Origin of the sequence: Streptomyces asiaticus (assembly GCF_018138715.1) — a bacterium.
Taxonomy (GTDB): Bacteria; Actinomycetota; Actinomycetes; order Streptomycetales; family Streptomycetaceae; genus Streptomyces; species Streptomyces asiaticus.
Genome location: NZ_JAGSHX010000006.1, coordinates 3,256,552 through 3,282,792 on the forward strand (window position 1 = coordinate 3,256,552; position 26,241 = coordinate 3,282,792).

General features: G+C 71.2%; 21 protein-coding genes and 1 pseudogene. 14 read left to right on the forward strand and 8 right to left on the reverse strand.

Annotation, left to right across the window (positions count from 1 at the left end; translation table 11 throughout):
- The first annotated feature begins 111 nt into the window (after positions 1-111).
- On the forward strand, positions 112-378 hold the full coding sequence (locus tag KHP12_RS21020) for a heavy-metal-associated domain-containing protein (RefSeq protein WP_086881363.1): 267 nt from the start codon (positions 112-114) through the stop codon (positions 376-378).
- A gap of 87 nt (positions 379-465) precedes the next feature.
- Positions 466-2,775, forward strand: a complete 2,310-nt coding sequence (locus KHP12_RS21025) for a heavy metal translocating P-type ATPase (RefSeq protein WP_086881355.1) — start codon at positions 466-468, stop codon at positions 2,773-2,775.
- Between the two features lie 646 nt (positions 2,776-3,421).
- Here KHP12_RS21025 and KHP12_RS21030 read toward each other — a convergent pair.
- Both KHP12_RS21030 and recD2 read right to left on the reverse strand, forming a co-directional pair.
- On the reverse strand, positions 3,422-4,711 hold the full coding sequence (locus KHP12_RS21030) for a citrate synthase (RefSeq protein WP_086881356.1): 1,290 nt from the start codon (positions 4,709-4,711) through the stop codon (positions 3,422-3,424).
- 151 nt (positions 4,712-4,862) lie between these two features.
- The gene (recD2, locus tag KHP12_RS21035; RefSeq protein WP_086881357.1) at positions 4,863-7,106 is read right to left on the reverse strand and encodes an SF1B family DNA helicase RecD2; all 2,244 of its coding nucleotides are present in this window, start codon (positions 7,104-7,106) and stop codon (positions 4,863-4,865) included.
- A 186-nt stretch (positions 7,107-7,292) separates the two neighbouring features.
- Between recD2 and KHP12_RS21040 the strand changes: the two genes are divergently transcribed.
- From KHP12_RS21040 to KHP12_RS21075, 8 genes are all read left to right on the forward strand, one after another.
- Positions 7,293-8,309, forward strand: a complete 1,017-nt coding sequence (locus KHP12_RS21040; protein ID WP_037955133.1) for a LacI family DNA-binding transcriptional regulator — start codon at positions 7,293-7,295, stop codon at positions 8,307-8,309.
- A 155-nt stretch (positions 8,310-8,464) separates the two neighbouring features.
- Complete coding sequence (locus KHP12_RS21045; RefSeq protein ID WP_086881364.1) at positions 8,465-9,982, forward strand: sugar ABC transporter ATP-binding protein; 1,518 nt, start codon at positions 8,465-8,467, stop codon at positions 9,980-9,982.
- Positions 9,972-11,921, forward strand: a complete 1,950-nt coding sequence (locus KHP12_RS21050) for an ABC transporter permease/substrate-binding protein (RefSeq protein ID WP_211833447.1) — start codon at positions 9,972-9,974, stop codon at positions 11,919-11,921. Before KHP12_RS21045 ends, KHP12_RS21050 begins: the two co-directional genes overlap by 11 nt.
- 19 nt (positions 11,922-11,940) lie before the next feature.
- Entirely contained in the window at positions 11,941-12,867 is a 927-nt protein-coding gene (rbsK, locus tag KHP12_RS21055; RefSeq protein ID WP_211833448.1) for a ribokinase, read from the forward strand.
- On the forward strand, positions 12,864-13,259 hold the full coding sequence (gene rbsD / locus KHP12_RS21060) for a D-ribose pyranase (RefSeq protein WP_086881360.1): 396 nt from the start codon (positions 12,864-12,866) through the stop codon (positions 13,257-13,259). Before rbsK ends, rbsD begins: the two co-directional genes overlap by 4 nt.
- 353 nt (positions 13,260-13,612) lie before the next feature.
- Positions 13,613-14,023, forward strand: coding sequence for a hypothetical protein (locus KHP12_RS21065; RefSeq protein ID WP_210609305.1), 411 nt, complete (start codon positions 13,613-13,615; stop codon positions 14,021-14,023).
- A 69-nt stretch (positions 14,024-14,092) separates the two neighbouring features.
- Positions 14,093-14,725 (forward strand): SigE family RNA polymerase sigma factor, encoded by a 633-nt coding sequence (locus KHP12_RS21070; protein WP_037955125.1) that lies wholly within the window; start codon positions 14,093-14,095, stop codon positions 14,723-14,725.
- The gene (locus KHP12_RS21075; RefSeq protein ID WP_211833450.1) at positions 14,722-15,075 is read left to right on the forward strand and encodes a hypothetical protein; all 354 of its coding nucleotides are present in this window, start codon (positions 14,722-14,724) and stop codon (positions 15,073-15,075) included. Before KHP12_RS21070 ends, KHP12_RS21075 begins: the two co-directional genes overlap by 4 nt.
- A gap of 39 nt (positions 15,076-15,114) precedes the next feature.
- Here KHP12_RS21075 and KHP12_RS21080 read toward each other — a convergent pair whose 3' ends face one another.
- Positions 15,115-15,588 carry a hypothetical protein gene (locus tag KHP12_RS21080; protein ID WP_211833452.1) on the reverse strand — a complete coding sequence of 158 codons (474 nt, stop codon included), beginning with the start codon at positions 15,586-15,588 and terminating at the stop codon, positions 15,115-15,117.
- Between the two features lie 279 nt (positions 15,589-15,867).
- Here KHP12_RS21080 and KHP12_RS21085 point away from each other — a divergent pair, with 279 nt between their 5' ends.
- The 4 genes and pseudogenes from KHP12_RS21085 to KHP12_RS21100 all read left to right on the forward strand — a co-directional run.
- Positions 15,868-17,061, forward strand: a complete 1,194-nt coding sequence (locus tag KHP12_RS21085; protein ID WP_211833455.1) for a helix-turn-helix domain-containing protein — start codon at positions 15,868-15,870, stop codon at positions 17,059-17,061.
- A 109-nt stretch (positions 17,062-17,170) separates the two neighbouring features.
- Positions 17,171-17,779 (forward strand): hypothetical protein, encoded by a 609-nt coding sequence (locus tag KHP12_RS21090; protein WP_211833457.1) that lies wholly within the window; start codon positions 17,171-17,173, stop codon positions 17,777-17,779.
- 175 nt (positions 17,780-17,954) lie between these two features.
- Positions 17,955-19,196 carry a methyltransferase domain-containing protein gene (locus tag KHP12_RS21095; RefSeq protein ID WP_211833458.1) on the forward strand — a complete coding sequence of 414 codons (1,242 nt, stop codon included), beginning with the start codon at positions 17,955-17,957 and terminating at the stop codon, positions 19,194-19,196.
- A gap of 23 nt (positions 19,197-19,219) precedes the next feature.
- Positions 19,220-20,188: pseudogene (locus tag KHP12_RS21100) on the forward strand (RNA-guided endonuclease InsQ/TnpB family protein); the annotation flags it as partial.
- Between the two features lie 17 nt (positions 20,189-20,205).
- Here the strand turns inward: KHP12_RS21100 and KHP12_RS21105 are convergent.
- The 5 genes from KHP12_RS21105 to KHP12_RS21125 all read right to left on the reverse strand — a co-directional run bounded on the left by KHP12_RS21105 (position 20,206) and on the right by KHP12_RS21125 (position 26,239).
- Positions 20,206-21,036: a sugar phosphate isomerase/epimerase family protein gene (locus tag KHP12_RS21105; protein WP_211833460.1), complete on the reverse strand. Its 831-nt coding sequence runs from the start codon at positions 21,034-21,036 to the stop codon at positions 20,206-20,208.
- Entirely contained in the window at positions 21,033-22,202 is a 1,170-nt protein-coding gene (locus tag KHP12_RS21110) for a dihydrodipicolinate synthase family protein (RefSeq protein ID WP_086882411.1), read from the reverse strand. Before KHP12_RS21110 ends, KHP12_RS21105 begins: the two co-directional genes overlap by 4 nt.
- Before the next feature lie 34 nt (positions 22,203-22,236).
- Complete coding sequence (locus tag KHP12_RS21115; protein ID WP_086882410.1) at positions 22,237-23,397, reverse strand: Gfo/Idh/MocA family protein; 1,161 nt, start codon at positions 23,395-23,397, stop codon at positions 22,237-22,239.
- Positions 23,398-23,825: 428 nt separating this feature from the next.
- Entirely contained in the window at positions 23,826-25,658 is a 1,833-nt protein-coding gene (locus tag KHP12_RS21120) for a hypothetical protein (protein ID WP_086882409.1), read from the reverse strand.
- On the reverse strand, positions 25,655-26,239 hold the full coding sequence (locus tag KHP12_RS21125; RefSeq protein WP_210609311.1) for a hypothetical protein: 585 nt from the start codon (positions 26,237-26,239) through the stop codon (positions 25,655-25,657). The genes KHP12_RS21120 and KHP12_RS21125 overlap by 4 nt, the downstream gene beginning before the upstream one ends.
- Positions 26,240-26,241 lie beyond the last annotated feature (2 nt).

Genomic DNA, 26,241 nt, shown 5'->3' on the forward strand with positions numbered 1-26,241 from the left:
GCGCGGGCGCACCGCACCCGTCAGCGACCGGCGCACCACCGGCTTCCATCCATACCCCCTAGGGGTATAGAGTGGGGATTGCCAGGAGACGCTGAGGCATTCCGGTGCCTCCTGCGCACCGACCGTCACGCTCACCCCACACAGGAGAACCCCATGAGCTCCGAGGCAGTCACCACCGTCTACAAGGTGACGGGTATGACCTGCGGCCACTGCGAAGGCGCCGTCACGGAGGAGGTCGGCGCCCTCGACGGCGTCACCTCCGTCAAGGCCGTGGCCTCCACCGGCCAGGTCACCGTGGTCTCGGCCGCCCCGCTGGACGACGAGACCGTCCGCGCCGCCGTGGACGAGGCGGGCTACGAGCTCGCCGGCCGGGCCTGAGCGAGCCCCTACCAAACCCCCGCCGGACCGTGCCGCCCTGCTCATACAGTCGCCGCACGGCCCGGCCCTCCTCCCAGGAGACCAGACATGACCAGCACGGCACCCCCCGCCGGGTCCGCCGCCGACACCACGGCGACGGCCGACGGGCCCTCGCAGGTCGAGCTCGCCATCGGCGGAATGACCTGTGCGTCCTGCGCCGCCCGTGTCGAGAAGAAGCTCAACCGCCTCGACGGCGTCACCGCCACGGTGAACTTCGCCACCGAGAAGGCCAAGGTGTCCTACGGCGCGGGGATCGAGGTCGCCGACCTGATCGCCACCGTCGTCAAAACCGGGTACACCGCCGAGGAACCGCGCCCCGCCGTGCCCGAGCCCCGCACCCCCGAGGGCGCCGCCGCACCGGAGGCCGACCCGCGCGGCGAGGCCGCGCCGGACTCCCTGCGCCACCGCATGCTCGTCTCCCTCGCGCTGTCCCTGCCCGTCGTGGTGCTGGCGATGGTGCCGTCCCTCCAGTTCGACAACTGGCAGTGGCTCTCGCTCACCCTCGCCGCGCCGGTCGTCGTCTGGGGCGGCGCGCCCTTCCACAAGGCCGCCTGGACGAACGCCCGGCACGGCGCGGCCACCATGGACACCCTCGTCTCCATCGGCACCCTGGCGGCCCTCGGCTGGTCCGCATGGGCGCTGTTCTTCGGCCACGCGGGCATGCCCGGTATGCGGCACGGCTTCGACCTCACCGTCTCCCGCACCGACGGATCGTCCTCGATCTACCTGGAGGCGGCGGCCGGAGTGACCGCGCTGATCCTCCTCGGCCGCTACCTGGAGGCGAAGTCCAAGCGGCGGGCGGGCGCGGCGCTGCGCGCGCTGCTTGAGCTCGGCGCCAAGGACGTGGCCGTGCTGCGCGGAGGCAAGGAGGTACGGATCCCCGTCGGCGAGCTGGCCGTCGGCGACCGCTTCGTGGCGCGCCCCGGCGAGAAGATCGCCACCGACGGCACGGTGGTCGAGGGCTCCTCCGCCGTGGACGCCTCGATGCTGACCGGCGAGTCGGTGCCCGTGGACGTGGGGGTCGGCGACGCGGTGGCGGGCGCGACCGTCAACGCGTCGGGCCGGATCGTGGTCGAGGCCACCCGGGTCGGTGCGGACACCCAGCTGTCCCGTATGGCCAAGCTGGTCGAGGACGCGCAGAACGGCAAGGCCGAGGTGCAGCGGCTCGCCGACCGGGTCTCGGGGATCTTCGTACCGATCGTGTTGCTGATCGCCGTCGGCACCCTACTGGGCTGGCTGCTCACCACGGGCGACGCGGCCGCCGCCTTCACCGCGGCCGTCGCCGTCCTGATCATCGCCTGCCCCTGCGCCCTGGGCCTGGCCACCCCGACCGCGCTCATGGTCGGCACCGGCCGCGGCGCCCAGCTGGGCATCCTGATCAAGGGGCCCGAGGTGCTGGAGTCCACCCGCCGGGTGGACACCGTCGTCCTGGACAAGACCGGCACGGTGACGGCCGGGCAGATGCGGCTGCGTGGTGCCGTCACGGCGCCCGGAGTGGACGAGCGGGAGCTGCTGCGGCTCGCGGGCGCCCTGGAGCACGCCTCGGAGCACCCGATCGCGCGGGCCATCGCGGACGGCGCGGCCGAGCGGATCGGCGACCTCCCGGCGCCCGCCGACTTCCGCTCCGAGCCCGGCCTCGGCGTCCAGGGCACGGTGGACGGCCACGCGGTGCTGGTCGGCCGCGAGAAGCTGCTCGGCGCCTGGGCCATCGAGCTGCCCGAGGACCTGGCGGCCGCCAAGGCCGCGGCCGAGTCGGAAGGCCAGACGGCGGTCGCGGTGGCCTGGGACGGCGCGGCGCGCGGCGTCCTCCTGGTGGCCGACGCCGTCAAGGAGACCAGCGCCGAGGCGGTCGCCCAGCTGCGGGCGCTCGGCCTCACCCCGATCCTGCTGACCGGCGACAACCGGCTGGTCGCCGAGGCGGTGGCCCGCGAGGTCGGCATCGACGACGTCATCGCCGAGGTGCTGCCGCAGGACAAGGTGGACGTGGTGAAGCGGCTGCGGGACGAGGGCCGTACGGTCGCCATGGTGGGCGACGGGGTCAACGACGCGGCCGCCCTGGCCACCGCCGACCTCGGGCTCGCGATGGGCACGGGCACGGACGCGGCCATTGAATCCGGGGATCTGACCTTGGTCCGGGGCGATCTGCGGGTGGCGGCGGACGCGATCCGGCTGGCGCGCAGGACCCTCGGCACCATCAAGGGCAATCTCTTCTGGGCCTTCGGCTACAACGTCGCCGCGCTGCCGCTCGCGGCGGCCGGACTGCTGAACCCGATGATCGCGGGAGCGGCGATGGCGTTCTCGTCCGTGTTCGTGGTGACGAACAGCCTGCGACTGCGGACCTTCACAGCATCTCCATAGATTCACCAAGTCCCCATAAGCCGCACAACACCCATACGACAGAGCCTCGATCTTCAAATCGAGGCTCTTGCCCTTTTATGGCCCTTATGGCAAGAGACGCAGATCACACACAACCCAACGTAACCATCGAGGGGGGTCGCGAGTCTAATGGGACGGTGGGGATACGTCTTGGGGGACGGATCCTGCTACGCGTAGCCGGGACGACGTACTCGGGGAGCTTTGAGCGGCCCTCCCGTAGGTACCCGTCCCGGCAGATCGCGTCACCATACGGCCCGCAAGGGCCCGTAGACGCCCGGCCGGATCCCGTGGGGGGAATCCGCTCCGGGGCAAGGGAAGCGCCCCGCTCCGACCCGTGGGGGGATCGGCAGCGGGGCGCTTCTGGCACCTTCTTTTTGAGGCTCGGTTCGCCTCCGGGGCGCCTCAGTCTCCCCCAGCTACCGCTGGGAGGTGCCCCCTGTCGACGGTCGACCGTGCTCAGTCGCTCGTTCCTCGCTCCCTGCGCGCGCTCTCCCTTACGACAGCGACGCGCCCCTTCGGCTCACTCGCCGGAAGACCCAAGCGCCAGAAGCTCTACGGCGCCCGGCCCAGGTCATACGAGTGCCCCCGACCCGAGCAGGGCGGGGGCACCCGGGGCGCAACGGTTGCTCTAGCGCTCCTCGACCGGGACGAAGTCGCGCTCGACCACACCCGTGTAGATCTGGCGGGGGCGGCCGATGCGGGAGCCCGGCTCTTTGATCATCTCGTGCCACTGGGCGATCCAGCCCGGCAGCCGGCCGAGCGCGAACAGCACGGTGAACATCTCCGTCGGGAAGCCCATCGCCCGGTAGATCAGACCGGTGTAGAAGTCCACGTTCGGGTAGAGCTTGCGCTCCACGAAGTAGTCGTCCGCGAGCGCGTGCTCCTCCAGCTTGAGCGCGATGTCGAGCAGCTCGTCGGACTTGCCGAGCGCGGAGAGGACATCGTGCGCCGCCGACTTGATGATCTTCGCCCGGGGGTCGAAGTTCTTGTAGACGCGGTGCCCGAAGCCCATGAGCTTCACGCCGTCTTCCTTGTTCTTCACCTTGCGGATGAAGGTGTCGACGTCGCCGCCCGAAGCCTGGATGCCCTCGAGCATCTCCAGCACGGACTGGTTGGCGCCGCCGTGCAGGGGGCCCCACAGGGCGTTGATGCCCGCCGAGATGGAGGCGAACATATTGGCCTGCGAGGAGCCGACCAGCCGGACCGTGGAGGTCGAACAGTTCTGCTCGTGGTCGGCGTGCAGAATCAGCAGCTTGTCGAGCGCGGAGACCACGGTCGGGTCGAGGTCGTACTCCTGCGCGGGGACCGAGAAGGTCATCCGGAGGAAGTTCTCGACATAGCCGAGGTCATTACGCGGGTAGACAAAGGGGTGGCCGACCGACTTCTTGTACGCATACGCGGCAATGGTCGGCAGCTTGGCCAGCAACCGGGTCGTCGAGAGGTTGCGCTGCTTCTCGTCGAAGGGGTTGTGGCTGTCCTGGTAGAAGGTCGACAGCGCGCTGACCACGGAGGACAGCATCGCCATCGGGTGGGCGTCACGCGGGAAACCGTCATAGAACCGCTTGACGTCCTCGTGGAGCAGCGTGTGGCGGGTGATGTCCCCACGGAATGCCGCCAGTTCATCGACGGTCGGCAGCTCCCCGTTGATCAGCAGGAAGGCCGTCTCCAGGAAGGAGGCGCGCTCCGCCAGCTGCTCGATGGGGTAGCCGCGGTAACGCAGGATGCCCTGCTCACCGTCCAGATAGGTGATCGCGGATTTGTACGCGGCGGTGTTGCCGTAACCGGAGTCCAGGGTCACCAGACCGGTCTGGGCGCGCAGCTTGCCGATATCAAAGCCCTTGTCGCCGACGGTGCTGTCGACCACCGGGTAGGTGTACTCGCCGTCCCCGTACCGCAGTACTACAGAGTTGTCGCTCACGTCATCCCTCACCGACGTCTGGTTCTCTTCTTCGAGGTGCCCTGACTCCCCCCACCTTCCCCTACTCGGGTAGCGAATGTGCACTCGGGGTCGGCCGAAGAGCCTTTTGGCGGCACTCAGTGCCGCCTTCACGGCCATCCTGCCCCGTTCGTCATCGTTCGGAAACCCATCTGACACGCTCGACTGTCACATCGCCGCCGAGTCGGTGATCCAGCGCGGTGCAGCGCCTGCCCGCCGAGACGGTGCGCACCGCCTGCCCCAGCGCGCGGCGCGAGCCGACCAGCACCACAAGGCGCTTGGCACGGGTCACGGCCGTGTACAGGAGGTTGCGCTGCAACATCATCCAGGCCCCGGTGGTCACCGGGATCACGACGGCCGGGTACTCACTGCCCTGTGACCGGTGGATGGTCACCGCATAGGCATGAGCCAGCTCGTCCAGCTCGTCGAAGTCGTACGGTACCTCCTCGTCCTCGTCCGTCCGCACGGTCAGCCGCTGCTCATCGGTGTCGAGTGAGGTGACGACGCCAACCGTGCCGTTGAAGACCCCGTTGGCCCCTTTCTCGTAATTGTTGCGGATCTGGGTCACCTTGTCGCCGACGCGGAAGACCCGGCCGCCGAAGCGGCGCTCCGGGAGGTCCGGGCGGGCCGGGGTGATGGCCTGCTGAAGCAGTCCGTTGAGCGTGCCGGCGCCCGCCGGGCCGCGGTGCATCGGGGCCAGAACCTGCACGTCACGGCGGGGGTCGAGGCCGAACTTCGCGGGGATGCGGCGGGCCGCGACATCGACCGTGAGCCGCCCGGCCTCCTCGGTGTCGTCCTCCACGAAGAGGAAGAAGTCCGACAGGCCCTGGGTGACCGGCGGCACCCCCTCGTTGATCCGGTGGGCGTTGGTGACCACCCCGGACTGCTGGGCCTGGCGGAAGATCCGGGTCAGCCGCACCGCGGGGACGGGGCTGCCGGGGGCCAGCAGATCGCGCAGCACCTCCCCTGCGCCCACGCTGGGCAGCTGGTCCACATCGCCGACGAAGAGCAGATGGGCACCGGGCGGGACGGCCTTGGCCAGCTTGTTGGCCAGCAGCAGATCGAGCATGGACGCCTCGTCGACCACCACCAGATCCGCGTCGAGCGGGCGGTCCCTGTCGTACGCCGCGTCCCCGCCAGGCTTGAGCTCCAGCAGGCGGTGGACGGTGGACGCCTCGGCGCCGGTCAGCTCGGACAGCCGCTTGGCGGCCCGGCCGGTGGGCGCCGCGAGCACCACCTTGGCCTTCTTGGCGCGGGCCAGCTCCACCACGGACCGCACGGTGAAGGACTTGCCGCAGCCCGGCCCGCCGGTGAGCACCGCGACCTTCTCGGTCAGCGCGAGCCGCACCGCCTCGCTCTGCTCGGGCGCCAGATCGGCGCCGGTGCGGCCGGCCAGCCAGCCCAGCGCCTTGTCCCAGTCCACGCCCCGGAAGGCGGGCAGCCGGTCCTCCTCGGTGCGCAGCAGCCGCAGCACCTGGCCCGCGAGGGAGATCTCGGCGCGGTGGAAGGGCACCAGATAGACGGCGGAGACCGGCTCGCCGCCCTCCGGGCCCGGGACCGGCTCGCGCACCACGCCCTCGTCCTCGGCCGCGAGCTCGCCCAGGCAGTCGATGACCAGGCCGGTGTCCACCTGGAGCAGCTTGACCGCGTCCGCGATGAGTTGCTCCTCGGGGAGATAGCAGTGGCCCTGGTCGGCGGACTGGGACAGCGCGTACTGAAGACCGGCCTTCACCCGGTCGGGGCTGTCATGGGGGATGCCGACCGACTGGGCGATCTTGTCGGCGGTGAGAAAGCCGATGCCCCAGACGTCGGCCGCCAGCCGGTACGGCTCGTTCTTCACGACCGAAATCGAGGCGTCGCCGTACTTCTTGTAGATCCGCACCGCGATGGAGGTGGAGACGCCGACCCCCTGGAGGAAGACCATCACCTCCTTGATGGCCTTCTGCTCCTCCCAGGCGGCGGCGATCATCTTGGTGCGCTTGGGGCCGAGGCCGGGGACCTCGACCAGCCGCTTGGGCTCCTGTTCGATGACGTCGAGGGTGTCGACGCCGAAGTGCTCGGTGATGCGGTCGGCGATCCGGGGGCCGATGCCCTTGATCAGCCCGGAGCCGAGATAGCGCCGGATGCCCTGGACGGTGGCGGGGAGAACGGTCTGGTAGTTCTCGACCGTGAACTGTTTGCCATATTGCGGATGGGAACCCCAGCGGCCCTCCATCCGCAGCGACTCGCCCGGCTGGGCGCCCAGCAGCGAGCCGACGACAGTGAGCAGATCGCCGGAGCCACGGCCGGTGTCGACCCGCGCGACCGTGTAGCCGTTCTCCTCATTGGCGTAGGTGATCCGCTCCAGGACCCCTTCCACCACCGCGAGTTTGAGCATGCCCCGACCGTACCGCCGGGAGCCGACAGGCGGTTCGGGCCTGTGGACAGCGCCCGTGGGGAAGGAGCGCGGGGATGTGTCCGGTCGCGGAATATCACGATCCGGTTTCACCGGGGGCCGCCCCCTTGCCTCCTTCCATGTAATCGATTCCAATCTCATGTAATCGATTCCACAAGGAGGTGGACGATGCCGGCCATCAAGGATGTGGCGCGGTGTGCCGGGGTCTCCGTGGCGACGGTCTCACGGGTGCTCAATGACCACCCCTCCGTCCGCGCGGACACCCGCGAACGGGTGCTCGCCGCGGTCGCCGACCTCGGCTATCGCCCCAACGCGGTGGCCCGCTCGCTGCGCACCGACCAGACCCGGACCCTGGGGCTGGTCATCAGCGACGTGCTGAATCCGTTCTTCACCGAGCTGGCCCGTTCGGTCGAGGACGCCGCCCGCGAGCTGGACTACAGCGTGGTCATCGGCAACGCCGACGAGCGGCCCGACCTCCAGGACCACCATGTGCGTACCCTCATGGACCGCCGCATAGACGGACTGCTGGTCAGCCCCACCGACGGCGGCTCCCCGATGATGCTGGCCGCCGCCCGCGCCGGCACCCCCATGGTCTTCGTCGACCGCTGGATCGAGGGCGCGGGCCTGGACCGGGTGCCGGTGATCCGCACCGACGGGCGGGGAGCCATCCGCGCTCTGGTGGCCCATCTGTGCGCCCTCGGCCACCGCCGGGTCGCCATCATCGCGGGCCCGGCGGCCACCACGACCGGCCGCGAGCGGGTGGACGCCTTCCGCTCCGCGCTGCGCGAGTCCGGCCTGGAGCTGCGCGAGGACCACATCGGCCAGGGCGACTTCCAGGCGGACAGCGGCCGCCGGGTGACCGCCCGCTTCCTCGATCTGCCGCACCCCCCGGACGCGATCTTCGCCGCGGACAACCTGATGGCGCTCGGCGCGATGGACGAGATCCGCGCGCGGGGCCTGCGGGTGCCGGACGACGTGGCGCTCGCCGCGTTCGACGACATCCCCTGGTTCGTCCACACCGATCCGCCGATCACCGCCATCGCCCAGCCGACCGGGGCGCTCGGCCGTGCCGCCGTGACGGCGCTGATCGATCTCGTCGAGGGGCGGCCCGCCGAGTCGGTGACCCTGTCCGCCCGTCTGGTCACCCGCCGCTCGTGCGGCGAGCCCGAAGGGAGCAAACCATGAGTGCCGAGTCCGAGCGGTCCTCCCCCGGCCCCGCCGACGCGGGCACGTCGGCGGCACAGAACGCGGACCCCACGCCCCCGGGCGCCCCGTCCGCCACGTCCACGCCCTCCCGCGACAGCGCGTCAACCCCGGTCTCCGGGGCGGAGCTGCTGCGCATGGAGGGGGTCCGTAAGACCTTCCCCGGGGTGGTGGCGCTGGACGGGGTGGACTTCGATCTGCGCCGGGGCGAAGTGCACGTCCTCCTGGGCGAGAACGGCGCGGGCAAGTCCACGCTGATCAAAATGGTCTCCGGCGCCCACCGCCCCGACGGCGGGCGGATCCTGGTCGACGGCGAACCGGTGCGGATCAACAGCGCGCAGGACGCCGAGCGGCTCGGGATCGCCACCATCTACCAGGAGTTCAACCTCGTCCCGGACCTGACCGTGGCCGAGAACATCTTCCTGGGCCGTCAGCCGCGCCGCTTCGGCATGATCGACCGCAAGGCCATGGACGCGCGGGCCGCCGAGTTGCTGGCCCGCGTCGGGGTGGACGTCTCGCCCCGGACCCGCGTCCGCGACCTCGGCATCGCCCGGCTCCAGATGGTGGAGATCGCCAAGGCGCTGAGCCTGGAGGCCCGCGTCCTGATCATGGACGAGCCGACCGCCGTGCTCACCACGGAAGAGGTCGACAAGCTCTTCCGGATCGTGCGCACCCTGCGCGCGGACGGTGTGGGAGTCGTCTTCATCACCCACCACCTGGAGGAGATCGCCGCCCTGGGCGACCGGGTCACCGTGCTGCGCGACGGCCGCAGCGTCACCCAGGTCCCGGCAAGCACCGACCAGGACGAGCTGGTGCGGCTGATGGTGGGCCGCTCCATCGAGCAGCAGTACCCGCGCGAGCGCGGGGACGCCGGTGAGCCGCTGCTGAAGGTCCGGGGGCTCAGCCGGAACGGCAGCTTCCAGGACATCGGCTTCGAGGTGCGGGCCGGCGAGGTGGTGGGCCTGGCCGGGCTGGTCGGCGCGGGCCGTACGGAGGTCGTCCGGGCGCTGTTCGGCGCCGACCCGTACGACTCCGGCTCCGTCGAGGTGCTCGGCCGCCCGCTGCCCGGCCATGACGTGGTGGCCGCCATGCGGGCCGGGATCGGCCTCGTCCCCGAGGACCGCAAGGGCCAGGGACTGGTCCTGGACGGCTCCGTGCAGGAGAACCTGGGCCTGGTCACACTGCGCGCCGCCACCCGCGCCGGGCTGGTCGACCGGGCCGCCCAGCGGCGCTCGGCGGCCGGTGTCGCCGAGCGGCTGACCGTCCGGATGGCCGGTCTCGACCAGCGGGTGCGCACCCTCTCCGGCGGCAACCAGCAGAAGGTCGTCATCGGCAAGTGGCTGCTCGCCGACAGCAAGGTGCTGATCCTCGACGAGCCGACCCGCGGCATCGACGTGGGCGCCAAGGTCGAGATCTACCAGCTCATCAACGAACTCACCGCGTCCGGCCACGCCGTGCTGATGATCTCCAGCGACCTGCCCGAGGTGCTGGGGATGAGCGACCGGGTCCTGGTCATGGCCCAGGGCCGGATCGCGGGCGAGCTGACCGCGCGGGAAGCGACCCAGGACGCCGTGATGGCCCTGGCAGTGAAGGACGTCAAGGACGCCGACGAAGGGGTCGGCGGCAAGGAAAAGGAGGGCTCCCGTGGCCACTGACACGATTGACGCCACGAAGGCCCCCGGGGGCCCGACGGCGCTGCGCCGCGTGCTGCTCGACAACGGCGCGCTGAGCGCCCTGGTGCTGCTGGTGGCCGCCATGGCGCTGCTGTCCGGCGACTTCCTCACCACCGACAATCTCCTCAACGTCGGCGTCCAGGCGGCGGTCACCGCGATCCTCGCCTTCGGCGTCACCTTCGTCATCGTCTCCGCGGGCATCGACCTCTCGGTCGGCTCGGTGGCCGCGCTGTCCGCCACCGTGCTCGCCTGGTCCGCGAGCTCCCAGGGGCTGCCGGTCTGGTTCGCGGCGCTCCTGGCGCTCACCACCGGTGTCGCCTGCGGTCTGGTCAGCGGGGCGCTGGTCTCCTTCGGGAAGCTGCCGCCGTTCATCGCCACGCTCGCGATGCTGTCGATCGGCCGTGGCCTGGCCCTGGTGATCTCCCAGGGCAGCCCGATAGCCGTGCCCGACTCGGTGTCAGGACTCGGCGACACCCTGGGCGGCTGGCTGCCGGTGCCGGTGATCGTGATGGTCGTGATGGGCCTGATCACCGCGGGTGTGCTCGGCCGTACGTACCCGGGCCGGGCGATGTACGCGATCGGCGGCAACGAGGAGGCGGCCCGGCTCTCCGGGATCCGGGTGACCCGTCAGAAGCTGGTCGTCTACGCGCTCTCCGGCGGTTTCGCGGCCGTCGCGGGCATCGTGCTCGCCTCCCGGCTGTCCTCCGCGCAGCCCCAGGCGGCGGTCGGCTACGAGCTCGACGCGATCGCCGCGGTGGTCATCGGCGGCGCGAGCCTGTCCGGTGGCGTCGGTAAGGCGTCCGGCACGCTCATCGGCGCGCTGATCCTCGCGGTGCTGCGCAACGGGCTCAACCTGCTGGAGGTGTCCGCCTTCTGGCAGCAGGTCGTCATCGGCGTCGTCATCGCGCTCGCGGTGCTGCTGGACACGGTGCGCCGGCGCGCCGGGGCCGGACCGGGCGCGCCCGGGGCCGCGGCGGGCGGACCGTCCGGTGGCGGCCGTAAGAAGGCCGTCAACGCGGGCAAGTTCGCGCTGGCCGCCGTGGTCGTCGCCGCCATCGCCCTCGGCGCCTCCGTCTGGCGCTCCGGCTCCTCCGGGGGCGCGGCCACCAAGGTCGGTCTTTCGGTCTCCACCCTGAACAACCCCTTCTTCGTGCAGCTGAAGGCGGGCGCCCAGGAGGAGGCCAAGCGCGCCGGGATCAGCCTTACGGTCACCGACGCCCAGAACGACGCCTCCCAGCAGGCCAATCAGATCCAGAACTTCACCAGCCAGAACATGAAGTCGATCATCATCAACCCGGTCGACTCCGATGCCGCGGGCCCGTCCGTCCGGGCCGCCGACAAGGCGGGCATCCCGGTGCTCGCCGCCGACCGCGGCGTCAACAAGGCGAAGATCTCGACCCTGGTGGCCTCCGACAACATCACGGGCGGCAAGCTGGCCGCGAAGACGCTCGCCGAGCGGCTCGGAAAGAAGGGCACGATCCTGGTGCTCCAGGGCACCCCCGGCACCTCGGCCTCGCGTGAGCGCGGTAAGGGCTTCGCGGAGGGCCTCAAGGCGTACCCGGACATCAAGGTCGTCGGCAAGCAGAGCGCCGACTTCGACCGGGCCAAGGGACTGGATGTGACCACCAATCTGCTCCAGGGCCACCCGGGCATCGACGGGATCTTCGCCGAGAACGACGAGATGGCGCTCGGCGCGGTCAAGGCCCTCGGGCCCAAGGCGGGCAAGTCCGTCGCGGTCGTCGGCTTCGACGGCACCCCGGACGGGCTCAAGGCCGTCGAGAACGGCACCCTCGCCGCGACCGTCGCCCAGCAGCCGAAGGAGTTGGGCCGGATGGTGGTGGAAAACGCCGTCAAGGCCGCCAAGGGGCAGAAGATCGACGGCACGGTGAAGGTGCCGGTGAAGGTCGTCACTGCGAAGTGACAAACGAAAGGACGTGCGGATGCACGACTACGACCTGCTGGTCGTGGGGTCGGCCAATGCCGATCTGGTGATCGGAGTCGACCGCCGCCCCGGGGCCGGGGAGACGGTCCTCGGGTCCGACCTGGTGGTCCACCCGGGTGGCAAGGGCGCCAACCAGGCCGTCGCCGCCGCCCGGCTGGGGGCCCGGACGGCCCTGCTGGCCCGGGTCGGCGACGACGACTACGGCCGGCTGCTGCTGGACGCGCAGCGGTCGGCCGGGGTCGACACGGTGGGCGTGCTGGTCGGCGGCGCGCCCACCGGGGTCGCGCTGATCACGGTGGACCCCTCGGGCGACAACAGCATCGTGGTCTCCCAGGGGGCCAACGCCCGGCTGACCCCCGGCGACGTCCGGGCCGCGGCGAGCCTGCTGGCCGCGGCGCGGGTGGTCTCGGTGCAGCTGGAGATCCCCCTCGAGTCGGTCGCCGAGGTGGTCCGTACGGCGGCCGCGGGCTTCGGCGGCCGCCCCGGGCCGCGGGTGGTGCTCAACCCCTCGCCGGTCGCGCCGCTGCCCACCGATGTGCTGGCCGTCTGTGACCCCCTGGTGGTCAACGAGCACGAGGCGCGGTTCCTGCTGAGCGACGATCAGGTGGGCTCCTCCGACGACCCCGAGGAGTGGGCCGACGCCCTGCTCTCGCGCGGTCCGCGCTCGGTCGTGGTGACCCTGGGCGGCGAGGGCGCGCTGGTCGCCGACGGCGACCGTACGGTGCTCGTGCCCAGCCCCGCGGTGACGGCCGTGGACACCACGGGCGCCGGGGACGCCTTCACCGGCGCGCTCGCCTGGCGCCTCGGCGTCGGCGACGACCTGGTGACGGCGGTGCGGTTCGCGGTGCGCGTGGGCGCGGCCGCGGTGACCCGCGCCGGGGCGCAGGCGTCCTTCCCGAGCGCCGAGGAGGTGGCGGGCCTGTGAAGCGGTCCGGGATCCTCAACCGCCATCTGAGCGCGGGCATCGCCCTGTTGGGCCACACCGACACGGTGATGGTGTGCGACGCGGGCCTGCCGATACCGGACGGGCCGTTCGTGGTGGACCTCGCCTTCACGGCCGGGGTGCCGTCCTTCGAGCGGGTGCTCACCGGGCTGCTGGACGAGCTGGTGGTCGAAGGGGCCACGGCGGCGCGCGAGGTGCGCGACCACAACCCCGGGGCGACCGCCCTGCTCGACCGCCTCTTCCCGGCTCCCGCGCTGGATCTGGTCCCGCACGAGGAGCTGAAGGTGCTGACGGCGGGGGCGCGGCTGGTGGTGCGTACGGGCGAGGCGCGGCCGTACGCGAACGTGCTGCTGCGGTGCGGGGTGCCGTTCTGAGGGTGGCCGTTCTGAGGGTGGCCGTTCTGAGGGTGGCCGTTCTGAGGGTGTGACGTTTCGAGGGGCCCGGCCGTGGTCCGGGCCCCTCGTTTTCCCCTCCCAGGGCTTCCTCTCGAATCCCCCCGGATCCCCCCCCGGAAGCCCGATGCCAGGTACGACCCGCCAAGGGCCGGAACGGTTGCACGGCGATCGGCGAAAGATTTTTCCGGGGCGCGACAACCTCGGGTGGGGCCGCACGTCTGGTGGGGTGAAGGCGGGTTCCGGAACGGGTCCTCAGGTCCTCGTGGTCCTTGGATCCTCGGCGCACGCCTCACCCTTCAGCGTTCGCTCAATCCTTTCGGGAGTCGTTCCGTATGCAGCACGTCCGCGCCAAGAAGCCGAACCGCCGTCTGCGCCCCTGGATCGTGGGGTCGGCCGCCGGAGTCGCCCTGATCGTGGGCGGGGGCATCGCCGCCCAGGCGGCCACCTCCGACCACTCCCGCCCGGCCAAGCCGGCCCCGTCGGCGACCTCGAAGCCGGAGCCCACCAAGCCGCCCACCAGCAAGCCGGAGCCCACGAAGCCGCCGACCAGCGTGCCCGAGCCGACCAAGCCCCCCACGAGCAAGCCCGAGCCCACCGAGCCGCCCGCCAGCAAGCCCGAGCCCACCAAGCCGCCCACCGGCAAGCCCGAGCCCACCAAGCCCCCCACGAGCAAGCCCGAGCCCACCAAGCCCCCCACCAGCAAGCCCGAGCCCACGAAGCCGCCCACCACGACCAGCCGCTAGCCCGACCACGGGTGGGGCGGGGCCGGATCCGGAGCCGGTCCCGCCGCACCGATGAGGTGAACGAGGACGATGCAGCTCACTCTTGTCCTGCCCTGGTGGGCCCGGCTGCTCCGCCGTGCCCGGACGACCGCCTCGACACCGCCGGTGGAGACACCGCGCGCCGGGCGGCGGCTACGGGCGCTGCGGTCGGTGGGCGGCCGGGGCGACGGGGAGCCCGGCCCCACGCTGGACGACCTGTACCGGGCCCGGCGGCTGGACATGATCCGGCTGGCGGTCTTCCTGGTGGACGACCTGCACACCGCCGAGGATGTCGTCCAGGACGCCTTCGCCGCCGTCTGCCGCCGCCACGGCTCAAAGCTGGACAGCCTCCAGGACGCCCACGCCTATCTGCACACCGCCGTGGTCAACGCCGCCCGCTCGGTGCTGCGCCGACGGCGTACGGCACGCGCGTACACCCCGCCGTACCAGGGGCCGGGGGCACCGGTGGACGAGCCGCTGCTGCTCGCCGAGGAGCACCGGCAGGTGCTCGACGCGCTCGCGGAACTCACCCCGCGCCAGCGCGAGGTGCTGGTGCTGCGCTACTGGTCGGAGCTGACTGAGGCCCAGATAGCCGAGGCGCTGGGCGTCTCCCGAGGCACCGTGAAGTCGACCGCGAGCCGTGCGCTCGTCACCCTGGAGAAGCTGCTGGAGGCGGCCCGATGAGCACTCCCTCCCCCACCGAGGAACGGCTGCGCGCCGCGCTCGACGCCCGTGCGCGGCTCATCGACGCCCACGATCTGTCCCCGTACCGGCCTCCCACCGGCCCGGCCTGGGGCACGCGCCGGATCCGGCGGGTCGTGTCCGCCGTCGCCGTGACGGTGGCGGCAGCGGCGGCCGTCGCCTTCCTGCTGCTGTCCGGCTCCCCGGAACGCCCGCATCCGACACCACCCGCACGGGACCCCCGCACCTCCCCTCCGGCCACCTCGGTCCCGTCGACGCACGGCTCGCCCACGTCCAAGCCCTCCCCAACCTCCCCGCCCGCGACCTCGACCTCCGTCCCCACCCAGCCCTGATCCGGCCGCCTCGCACGCCGCCACCAGCCACGCTCTCGGTCAGTCCCGGGTAGCCCCCTCCGGCCAGATCACCCGAGACCGGACACCGGTGCGCTCGGCGTAGGCCACGACATCGGCCGTGCCGCCGTATCCGCGGGCCGGCTGCCCGTCCCACACAGCGACCAACTCGTCCACCAGACCCACCAGGATCTCGCTTCCGGCCATGTGCGCCTGGGAGTCCGACTCCGCCATGCCCGTGCGGTGGATGTCGGCGGCCCGCTGGATGAGACGGTCATAGGTCGGGTGGTGCTCCTCCGGCAGGCCCTCGCGGTACTTCTCCGCAGGGACCACCACTTCAAGGCGACCACCAGCCTCCAGCACCAGCTCGGCGAACCAGGCGTCCGGGCCGTCGGCGATGCACGAGACCCCGATCAGGTCAGGACCGTAGCGCGCAAGTTCGTCACGAAGGGCCCGGCGGACCAATCGCTCCGTCTCCGGGGGAAGACCGCGGTGGCCGGTGATGCCGAGGCGCATGGGCCGCTCCTTTCGTGATCACAGGTAGATGCCTCGCAGTCGGTCGTCGAACTCGCGGACAACCCTGAGCGGAGTCGTCGAAGTGTAGGACCGCCGGACCGCACGGGCACGCTCGATGATCCGGCCTGACCGGTACCGTGCCCCTGTCTCAAGTGCTTGCCCGGCCAAAGCGAACGCACCATCACGAAGGCCCCCAACCCGGTGGTCAGGGGCCGATCGCTGCAATCCCGTTCGGGCCGGGAGTACCGTCTGAGTGTCGAGTTCAGAACGGAGTTCAGTATGCACGAAGACACAGGCATTGGCTCCAGCCTCCGCAAGATCCGCAAGCGGCGCGGTCTGACGCAGAGGGAACTGGCCACAGCATCAGGCGTATCGCTCTCGCTGATCCGGAAGCTGGAACAGGGAGAGATCACCGACACGCGCATGGAGACCGCCCACACGCTGGCCTCCACACTGCGCATCCCCACGAGTTACCTCCTGGAGCGCGACGACGAGGAGCCCGCCGGCGAGGCCGCCGAGCCCTGGCGCCCGCTGGGGCAGGCCGTTCAGGTCGCGCCGGTCCGCACAGGCGAGGCCCCGACGGTGGAGGGCGTGCGTGCGATGCTCACCGAGGTGCGCTCGGCCTACTTCGACAACCGGCTCGGTGAGTTGACCGGGCTCCTTGCCCCGCTTCTGGCGGATGCCGACGCGCTCGGTGACTCCGCTGAGGCCCGGGACGTGCGCTCCCATCTGCTACAGATCGCCGGATCGGTGCTGACCCAGGTCCGCCAGTACGGTGCCGCGGAGACCGCGCTGCGCCGCGCCCTGGATGACGCACCGGACCGGCTGCGCGCGGCGGGGATCATCGCTACCTGGAGCTGGCTCCTCGTCCGGCAAGGCAAGTTGGCAGCGTCCCGGGAAATGGCCACCAAGTGGGCGGACGATGTGGAGCCGCGAGTGTCCCGGGCGACGCCGGAGGAGTTGGCGGCGTGGGGCTGGCTGCTGATGCAGTCTTCAGCCGCCGCTCTGCGCGACAACCGACGGGGGGAGGCGGACGACATGATGTGCCTCGCCCAGTCAGTCTCCGTCCTGCTGGGGCGTGAGTTGCCCCGCGGCACTGAGCGCCTGACGACCTGGGGCCCGACCACTGTGCGTTATAAGGCGTGCGAGAGGCACATCGTGCTGGACGAGCCGGACAAGGTGCTCCGCGCGGCCAAGCCGAAGCGGTCCGGCCGGGCCACGGCTAGGAGGTCCGGCGGTCTGGCGCTGAGCACCGAGTACCACCGGCACCGGCTGGACGTCGCGAAGGCTCACACCATGATGCGGCAGTACCCGGAGGCTGTAGACGTACTGACCAGCGTGCACGCCACCGCGCCGGAGTGGCTGGCCAGTCAGCGATACGCGCGCGACATCCTCGGCGATGTGGTGGAGAAGCGGCGGACGTTGACGCCGGAGATGCGGACGCTGGCGGACGCGGTCAGTCTGCCGCTGTAACGCTCAATGGCACTTCCGTCGGCGGCCCGCTGGAAGTGCCATTGAGTGACCCCCGTCACCACACTTAGCGTCACGACACGGATACAAATCGGCCACGAGGAGCCGTGTCGTGATCGCTGATCCACAGCCAGCGCTGCCCTGGACACCGCCGAACAGTCAGGACATCGAGGCATTACCCGCAGGCAGATGGTGGGACGCCGTGCGCGCAGCCCCGACCATCGGCGAACGCGCCCTGCAACTGCTCGGTGACGAGACCGGCGCCGTCATCCAGGACAAGCACGGCCCTCTCTACTGGCTCGTCTCCGTCGGCACCGCAACGAGCCGGCACCTGCGGCAAGTCCGCGTCCTCACCGAGCTGACCGACGAGAGCACCTACCTCGGCGTACCGCCCGCCTCTTGGACGAAGGGGCCCCGCACCCACTGGCGCGTGCCCCTCTCGGCCGACCACTGCCTCACCGACGCCTGGTGCCTGTGGGAGGCGCTGGCCGAGGCCGACCGGGCCGAGTACGGACGCAGGCCCGAGGGACGCCAACTCTGCTACCACTGCAAGCTGCCCACCGACGAGCCCATCCCGGTCGACGTGGAGGACACGGGGAGCGACGTCGGCAAGGTCACCTACGCCTGCCCCACGCACGCCACCGGCTACCCGAGGAGCGGCCGCCGCCCGCGGACCCTCACCAGCGCGGCCACGGACCAGCACAAGGGGCGGGCCCGATGACGCACGTCGAGCAGACCAAGGACCCGTTCGCCAACGAGGCGTGGCGCGCGGCCATCGACCACGCCGCGGGGTGCCAGGCCTGCCGCACACCCGGCGCCAGATGTGAGACCGGGGAGCGGCTGCTACGCGCCTACGAGGAGGCTACGCGGCTTTCTCGATCTGAGAGTGATGCCGGATGAAGCACCGCCGACAACAGTCCGGAAAACCCCTTAGCCGCGTCGATCGCTCAAACCCTGGAGAACTGGTGTCGCCGGTGAACTGGAAACCGCTCGCTGAGAATCTGGCAAGCATCCTGGAGGGCTCGGACGACCTCGTCTCCCCTCACTGGAAGCAGGCGTTCGAGGAAGTGCCCCGGCATGTCTTCGTCCCACGCTATTTTCAGAATCAGGGGGGCGTGCCGACTCGATGGAAGCCACTCGACGCCGCGGACGGCGGAGACTGGCTCAACCCCATCTACACCAACGCCACACTCGTCACCCGCTTCGCCCCGGAGACCGCGAAGTCCGCGGATGGGCTGCTCACCGGCGTCCCCACGTCGTCCAGCACACAGCCGAGCCTCACGGCCCGGATGCTGGAAGCCCTTGACGTACAGCCTGGAGACCGGGTCCTTGATGGGGGCACCGGCACCGGCTACCAAACCGCCCTCATCGCGCACCGCCTGGAGAGTGATGACCAGCTCGTGACGGCGGACATCGACCCGGATGTGACGTCCGAAGCCCTGCTCAACCTGGAGGCCATCGGCATCACACCGAACGTGCTCACCGTGGACGTGAGGGACTGGACCTGGCCGCCGGAGTCGTTCGACAAGGTGATCATTACGTGTGCCCTCCCCCGGATCACCGAGACATTGAGGTCCACGGTCGCACCCGGGGGACGACTCGTCGCGAACCTCTTCCCGCCGCTGAGCGGGGGTCTGGCCGTCCTCGATCGCATGCCGGACGGGAACCTGGAGGGGCGCTTCCAGACGGGCGGCGGGTCCTTCATGGCGGCGCGTACGGCGGCGCCGCCCCCTCCCCCGCCGCCTGCATCAGGACCGGTAGACGCACACGGGGAATCCCGCGTACCGGTCACGGCCTTCGACAGCTACCACTTCACCTTCCTGCTGGCGTCCGCGCTGCCCGGGGTGGTGCTCCAGTACGGCACTGACGACGAGGGGCACACCATGCGTCGCCTGGTGATGCCTGACGGGGCGTGGGCTGAGGGCATCTTCGTCGGCGAACAGACGCAGTTCCGCGAGACAGGCGAGCACGGCATCTGGGACACGGTCGAGGGCTGGTGGGGGTGGTTCGTTGATCACGATATGCCGAAATGGGATCGCTTCGGCCTGACGGTCTCGGACGAAGAGCATCGCCTCTGGTACGAAACGCCCCGGGGGCCCCTCGTGGAGACTTCCTGTGTGAGTGAGGCGCGCAACTAATGCACGACGGGGCCCCTCCCGGCAGGGACCTGGACGCCGCGTACCGGAACTTCTTCGACGGGCTGAAGGGCAAGCGCCCGCGCATGGGCGCGCCCCGGTTCAAGTCCCGCAAGGACAACCGGCAGGGCGTTCGCTTCACCGCGAACGCCCGATGGAAGATCACCGCCGGCGGGGACCTGTCCTTGCCGAAGATCGGGGACGTGCGGGTGAAGTGGTCCCGCGGCCTTCCCTCGGTCCCCTCCACGGTGACCGTGATCAAGGACGCTGCCGGAAGGTACTTCGCGAGCTTCGTTGTGGAGACCGAGCCCGTCACCTCGGCCGAGAGCGACAGGGCCGTCGGCATCGACCTGGGGCTGGGGCATTTCGCCGTCTTGTCCGACGGCACGAAGATCGACGCTCCTCGCTTCCTGCGCCGGGCCGAGAAGAAGCTCAAGCGCGCACAGCAGGCCCTCAGCCGCAAGGCGAAGGGCTCGAACAACCGGAACAAGGCCCGCATCAAGGTCGCCCGCGCTCACGCGCAGGTGGCCGACGCACGGCGCGAGTTCCACCACCAGCTCTCCACCCGGCTGATCCGCGATAACCAAGCGGTCGCGGTGGAAGACCTGGCGGTGAAGGGGCTCGCCCGTACGCGCCTGGCCAAGTCCGTGCACGATGCTGGATGGTCCGCGTTCGTGACGATGCTGGCGTACAAGGCCGCGAAGTTCGGCCGCGGCTTCCACCGCATCGGACGGTTCGAGCCGACCTCCCAGGTCTGCTCGCGGTGCGGCGTCAAGGACGGCCCCAAGCCCCTGCACATCCGAGTGTGGGAATGCCGGGCCTGCGGAGCCGTCCTCGACCGGGACATCAACGCGGCGGTCAACGTCGCCAAGGCCGCCTGACTGGCGGTGTCAGCCTGTCGAGCGCAGGTAAGACCGGTACTCGTACCGGCCCAGCGCGGTGAAGCAGGAACCCACCGAGACGGTCAGCCGACCGTGGCAGGAATCCCCGACCTTAGGCCGGGGAGCGGAAGTCAAAGCACCAGCCTCCGGTACCGGTCGGCGACCTCCGCCAGGACCTCCGCGCCGTCCCGGGCCCACAGGTCCGGATTGAAGATCTCCACCTCGATCGGGCCGGTGTAGCCCGTCGCGTCGACCTGCTCGCGGAACCAGCGGAAGTCCACCGAGCCGTCGCCGAGTTGGCCCCGGCCCAGCAGGACGCCTTCGGGGAGTGGCGTGACCCAGTCGGCGAGTTGGAAGGCGGCGATGCGGCCGCTCGCGCCCGCGCGGGCGATCTGGGCCGCCACGGTGTCGTCCCACCACAGGTGGTACGTGTCCACGACCACGCCCACCTGCTCCGCCGGGAAGCGCTCGGCCAGATCGAGGGCCTGGGCGAGGGTGGAGACCACGCAGCGGTCGGACGCGTACATGGGGTGCAGGGGCTCGATGGCCAGGCGGACGCCGTGGTCGGCGGCGTACGGGGCGAGCTCTCCCAGCGCGTCGGCGATGCGCTCGCGGGCGGCGAAGAGGTCGCGGCTGCCGGGCGGGAGACCGCCGGAGACCAGGACCAGGGTGTCGGTGCCCAGGGTGGCGGCCTCGTCGATGGCCCGGCGGTTGTCGGCCAGGGCCGTGGCGCGCGCCTCGGGCTCGCTCGCGGTGAAGAAGCCGCCCCGGCACAGGCTGGTGACGCTCAGGCCCGCGTTCCGCACCAGCTCGGCGGCCGCCGCCACGCCGTACTTCTGGACCGGTTCGCGCCACAGGCCCACGCCCGGGACGCCCGCCTTGACGCAGCCCTCCGCCAGCTCGGGCAGCGACCACTGCTTGATCGTTTCCTGGTTGAGGCTCAGCCGGGACAAGGCGCTCATCGGGCCACTCCGTACACGGACAGCAGGTGTTTCATACGCGATTCCGCCAGCACCGGGTCCGGGAACAGGCCCAGCCCGTCCGCCAGTTCGTACGCCCGCGCCAGATGCGGCAGCGAACGGGCCGACTGGAGGCCGCCGACCATGGTGAAGTGCGACTGGTGGCCCGCCAGCCAGGCCAGCAGCACCACGCCCGTCTTGTAGTAGCGGGTCGGGGTCTGGAAGAGGTGGCGGGAGAGTTCCACCGTCGGGTCCAGAAGGGCGCGGAAGGCGGCCACATCGCCGGTGTCCAGCCTGCGCACGGCCTCCGCCGCCAGCGGGCCCAGCGGGTCGAAGATGCCGAGCAGGGCGTGGCTGAAGCCCCGGTCGTCGCCCGCGATCAGCTCGGGGTAGTTGAAGTCGTCGCCCGTGTAGCAGCGCACCCCGTCCGGCAGCTTGCGCCGCAGGTCGATCTCGCGCTGGGCGTCCAGCAGCGAGACCTTGATGCCGTCGACCTTGTCGGGGTGGGCGGCGATGACGTCGAGGAAGGTACGGGTGGCGGCGTCCAGGTCGGTGCTGCCCCAGTAGCCCTCCAGGGCCGGGTCGAACATCGGGCCGAGCCAGTGCAGGATCACCGGCTCGGCGGACTGGCGCAGCAGATGGCCGTAGACCTCGAGGTAGTCCTCGGGGCCCTTGGCCACGGCGCACAGGGCGCGCGAGGCCATCAGGATGGCCTGGGCGCCGGACTCCTCGCAGACGGCCAGCTGCTCCTCGTACGCCGCCCGGACCTCGTCCAGGCCGTACGGATAGCCGATCTCGGTGGCGGACAGCTGGTCGGTGCCGACGCCGCAGGCGATCCGGCCGCCGACCGCCTTCGCCTCGGCCGCCGAGCGGCGGATCAGCTCGGCGGCGCCCGCCCAGTCCAGGCCCATACCGCGCTGGGCGGTGTCCATGGCCTCGGCCACGCCCAGTCCGTGGGACCACAGGTGGCGGCGGAAGGCCAGGGTGGCGTCCCAGTCCACGGCGGCCGGGCCGTCGGGGGTCACATCGGCGTACGGGTCGGCCACGACATGGGCGGCCGAGAAGACGACGCGGGAGGTGAAGGGGGCCCCGGGGGCCGGCGACAGCGGCTCGGTGCGGGGTTCGTAGGGGCGGGTCGTACCGCCCGGCGCGGGAAGGTGGATGGTCACAGGCTCGGCTCCGGTACGTCCAGGCGGTGGAGGGTCACAGGCTCAGCTCCGGTACGTCCAGCCGGCGGCCCTCCGCCGACGACTTCAGGCCCAGCTCGGCGAGCTGGACGCCGCGCGCGCCGGCCAGCAGGTCCCAGCGCCAGGGCTCGTCGAGCGCGACATGGCGCAGGAAGAGCTCCCACTGCGCCTTGAAGCCATTGTCGAACTCCTCGTTGTCCGGCACCTGCTGCCACTGGTCGCGGAACGCCTCGGTGGCGGGCAGATCGGGGTTCCAGACCGGCTTGGGGGTGTGCGAGCGGTGCTGGACGCGGCAGTTGCGCAGGCCCGCGACGGCGGAGCCCTCGGTGCCGTCCACCTGGAACTCCACCAGCTCGTCGCGGTTCACCCGGACCGCCCAGGAGGAGTTGATCTGGGCGATGACACCGCCCTCGAGCTGGAAGACGCCGTAGGCCGAGTCGTCGGCGGTGGCCTCGTACGGCTTGCCGCGCTCGTCCCAGCGGGTCGGGATGTGGGTGGCGGCCTGCGCCTGGACGGTGCGCACGGGGCCGAACAGCTCGTGCAGCACATACTCCCAGTGCGGGAACATGTCGGAGACGATGCCGCCGCCGTCCTCGGCGCGGTAGTTCCAGGAGGGCCGCTGGGCGGCCTGCCAGTCGCCCTCGAAGACCCAGTAGCCGAACTCCCCGCGTACGGAAAGGATTCTGCCGAAGAAGCCGCCGTCGATGAGGCGCTTCAGCTTCAGCAGCCCCGGCAGGAAGATCTTGTCCTGGACCACCCCGTGCTTGACGCCCGCCGCCTCGGCGAGCCGGGCCAGCTCCAGGGCGCCCTCCAGACCAGTGGCGGTCGGCTTCTCGGTGTAGATGTGCTTGCCCGCCGCGATGGCCTTCCTTATGGCCTCCTCGCGGGCGGCGGTGACCTGCGCGTCGAAGTAGATGTCGACGCCGTCGTCCGCGAGCACGGCGTCCAGGTCGGTTGAGACGTCCGCGACCGGGTCGAGGCCGTGGTGCTCGGCGATCTCCTTGAGCGCGTGCTCCCGGCGGCCGACGAGCAGCGGCTCGGGCCACAGCACGGTGCCGTCGCCGAGGTCCAGGCCGCCCTGTTCACGAAGGGCGAGGAGAGAGCGGACGAGGTGCTGGCGGTAGCCCATCCGGCCGGTCACACCGTTCATGGCGATCCGCACTGTCTTGCGTGTCACCTGGTCTCCTTCGAAGATGCCCCCGCCTTCAGGCGGAGGAGGAATCGAAACCCCTGCGGAGCGGGGCAAGGAACGGGAATTCGCCTCTAGGGGCGAAATTCCCCCATACGATCGGGTAAGGTGCGTGTCGTGCGTCGCGAGAACCAAGCACGCACAACGTGCTGAGCGAGAACCAAGCCAGCGCAACCTCATGCTTTCGGGCAACCGGGCAGGTTCCGTCCCGGCTGGCGCTGAGGGAGTAAGTCCTTGTCGGTCGCTGACTTGCGGGGCTTCCTAAGCCAGGAATCCCCCTGCTTCAGCTGGGGGGAGGGTTCAAGTGGGTTCTTCTCCTCACGAGTTACAGTAAGCGCTTTCTAAGGTTCACGCTAACCGCCCCGCCCCATCCCTGTACAGAGGACCGAACACAGGGGGCGGAGGTGGTCAGCGCTTCAACGCAGGGTCAGCCGGTAGCGCAGCGGCGAACGCCCGGTGATCAGGACCCGCTGCCCCGCCGGAGTCAGATCACCGCCCATCCAGCTGTAGCGCTCGCCGGAGTCCACGACGGCGGGCTGGCGCGGGCCGCTGCCGTTGCCGGGCCCGAAGGTGATCACATCATCGCCGGACGCATAGGTCCCGTACCCCTTGACCAGCTGATACGTGTCCTTCTGACCGGGCACGGGGTCGACCCCGGTCAGCTTTCCGCCGCCGCGGAAGCACAGCTCGAGGGCGAGCGGGACCGCGGACTCGCCGATCTCGAGGTCCAGGTTCCAGCCGCCGTCCGCCTCCGCGATCCGCACCTCGGTGCGCAGGGTGCGCCACTCCTTGGGGCGGTGCGGAAAGTCCATCGCGGACCAGAACCGGCCGTCGTCGGTCAGCGGATACCGCCCGTCGGGGCGGCGGTGCTGCGGCGGCAGCGGAAGGTGGAAACCGGCCCGCACCTCGGCCCACAGCCGCCAGCCGTCCGCCGTGCGCTCCACGTCCTCGGCCCGGAAGTGGCCGAGCGAGAAGAACTGCGGGGACAGCCGGAGCGAGTCGAGGACGGCCGTGCCCTTGCGCCACTTGAAGAACGTCGGGTTGGTGGACAGACCCGAGGAGATCGCGTGGACGTCGGGGAAGTCGGTGCCGCCGAAGATCGTGGTCCGCGTCCTCCCCCTGGCGATCCGGACCAGCCCGCAGTCCTTGTCGTGCCAGGTGAACTCCGTCGGAGTCGCCGTGGCATCGGGCAGCGGCGCGGCCAGCTCCGGATGGTCCAGCACCTCGGCGAGGAAGTCCCCGAGCGGGGTCTCGTCGAAGGTCTGGTCCGCCCCGCGCCGCTGGATGGTGGCGGCCACGTCCGCGAACCGGCCGTCCCGCTCCCGGAGCGCCAGGGCCCGGAACTGCATCCAGTACTCGGACAGATGCTTGACCGTCTTCTGGTCCTGGCGGCGCGAGTGCACCGTCTCCACCTCCCCGTCGGGCTCCAGGAGGTGGAGGGTGGCGTCCAGGTTGCGGCGTACGTGCGCGTGGAGGGCCGGGCGCTCGGTGAGCCGGGCCAGGGTCAGCAGCGAGGGGTTGGTGACGATGGGCGCGTAGGTGGCGCTGCGCTCGCTGTACTGGCCGCTGTCGTACCTGTCGACGCCCTCGGCCAGCCAGGCGTCGATACGGCGGGTGTAGCGGGCGTCGGGCCAGAAGGAGTTGATCCGGGCCAGCGCGGCGCACACCTTCCAGCGGTGGTTGGGGGTGTGCACCCCGCCGGTGGAAAGGCCCTTGCCCGCCTTGAGCAGGATCCTCTTCAGAGTGGCGCGGATCGCCCGGGTGCCGGTGTGGCCGTCCGCGTCCAGCAGGCCGTACACCAGCCCCAGATCGACGATCGAGAAGGCGGTGTCCGGGGGCGAGTGGACGGCGCCCTGGTCGTAGAGGCCGTCGTCGAACTGTGCGGCGGCCAGCGCGTCCACGAGCCGGGTCATCGGCGCGATGAGCGCGCCGTCGTGGTGGTGGGCGGCGTCGCCCCACACATGGACGGAGGTGAGCAGCCGCAGGCCACGGGCGGCGGGGCGGGCCTGGCCGAGGTTGTTCAGCTGGCCCAGGACCGTCTCGAGCCCGTCCACCACCTCGGCCACCCGGGCGTCGGCCGCCTCGGTGAGCAGGGCCAGGAACGGTTTGTCGACCCGGCCCCCGGCCGGGCCCCGGCCCTCGGCCGAGGCCCGATCCTCGGCCGAGGCGTCGCCCGGGGCGCCGACGGCCAGCAGTCCGCCCGCCGCGGCGGTCCCGGCGAGCAGGTGACGGCGGGGCAGGGGTGTCATAGGTGGTGCTCCGTGGCTCGGGCCGCCAGGGCGAGGGGGCCGGGGACGAGGAAGGCGAGCGGCGGATAGGCCCAGGCGCAGACGGCGGCGGTGGCCACGGCCAGCAGCAGCACACCGCTCGCCCGGGGCCCGCGCACGCTGTCGTACGCCGCCGAGCGCAGCGCCACCCGCCAGCTCGTGGCCGACTCGGGGCGGGCGCAGGCCCGCAGCAGCACGACCGCGAGCAGTCCGCCCGCGATCAGCAGTACGGGCCGGAAGACCACCGCGCCCGGCAGCCCCGCCCCCGCCGCAGCTGCGTTGAACAGCAGCAGGGCGCCGCCGGCCAGCAGCCCCGCCCCCGCCAGCAGATCGCCGGTGCGCAGCCGGTCCCGCAGCGCGCGGAGGTAGCCGCCCGCCGTGGTGGGCGTGTCCTGGCGCACCCGCCGGTCCAGGACGGCGCAGGCCGTGGACATCGCGGCCGGGGCGGTGAGGAGGGGCAGCGAGGCGGCGGCGGTGGCCAGGCCCACGGCCAGGACGTCGGCGAAGAGCGCGAAGCGCGGGCCGAACAGCTCACCGGGTTCGCGTTTGGTGGCGGTGGCCATGC

Bases quoted from the DNA above. Each gene is read 5' to 3' on its own strand.
- KHP12_RS21025 (WP_086881355.1), top strand. From the start codon at position 466: ATGACCAGCACGGCACCCCCCGCCGGGTCCGCCGCCGACACCACGGCG.
- recD2 (WP_086881357.1), bottom strand. From the start codon at position 7,106: ATGCTCAAACTCGCGGTGGTGGAAGGGGTCCTGGAGCGGATCACCTAC.
- KHP12_RS21040 (WP_037955133.1), top strand. From the start codon at position 7,293: ATGCCGGCCATCAAGGATGTGGCGCGGTGTGCCGGGGTCTCCGTGGCG.
- KHP12_RS21045 (WP_086881364.1), top strand. From the start codon at position 8,465: ATGGAGGGGGTCCGTAAGACCTTCCCCGGGGTGGTGGCGCTGGACGGG.
- rbsK (WP_211833448.1), top strand. From the start codon at position 11,941: ATGCACGACTACGACCTGCTGGTCGTGGGGTCGGCCAATGCCGATCTG.
- KHP12_RS21065 (WP_210609305.1), top strand. From the start codon at position 13,613: ATGCAGCACGTCCGCGCCAAGAAGCCGAACCGCCGTCTGCGCCCCTGG.
- KHP12_RS21070 (WP_037955125.1), top strand. From the start codon at position 14,093: ATGCAGCTCACTCTTGTCCTGCCCTGGTGGGCCCGGCTGCTCCGCCGT.
- KHP12_RS21075 (WP_211833450.1), top strand. From the start codon at position 14,722: ATGAGCACTCCCTCCCCCACCGAGGAACGGCTGCGCGCCGCGCTCGAC.
- KHP12_RS21080 (WP_211833452.1), bottom strand. From the start codon at position 15,588: ATGCGCCTCGGCATCACCGGCCACCGCGGTCTTCCCCCGGAGACGGAG.
- KHP12_RS21085 (WP_211833455.1), top strand. From the start codon at position 15,868: ATGCACGAAGACACAGGCATTGGCTCCAGCCTCCGCAAGATCCGCAAG.
- KHP12_RS21095 (WP_211833458.1), top strand. From the start codon at position 17,955: ATGAAGCACCGCCGACAACAGTCCGGAAAACCCCTTAGCCGCGTCGAT.
- KHP12_RS21105 (WP_211833460.1), bottom strand. From the start codon at position 21,036: ATGAGCGCCTTGTCCCGGCTGAGCCTCAACCAGGAAACGATCAAGCAG.
- KHP12_RS21120 (WP_086882409.1), bottom strand. From the start codon at position 25,658: ATGACACCCCTGCCCCGCCGTCACCTGCTCGCCGGGACCGCCGCGGCG.
- KHP12_RS21125 (WP_210609311.1), bottom strand. From the start codon at position 26,239: ATGGCCACCGCCACCAAACGCGAACCCGGTGAGCTGTTCGGCCCGCGC.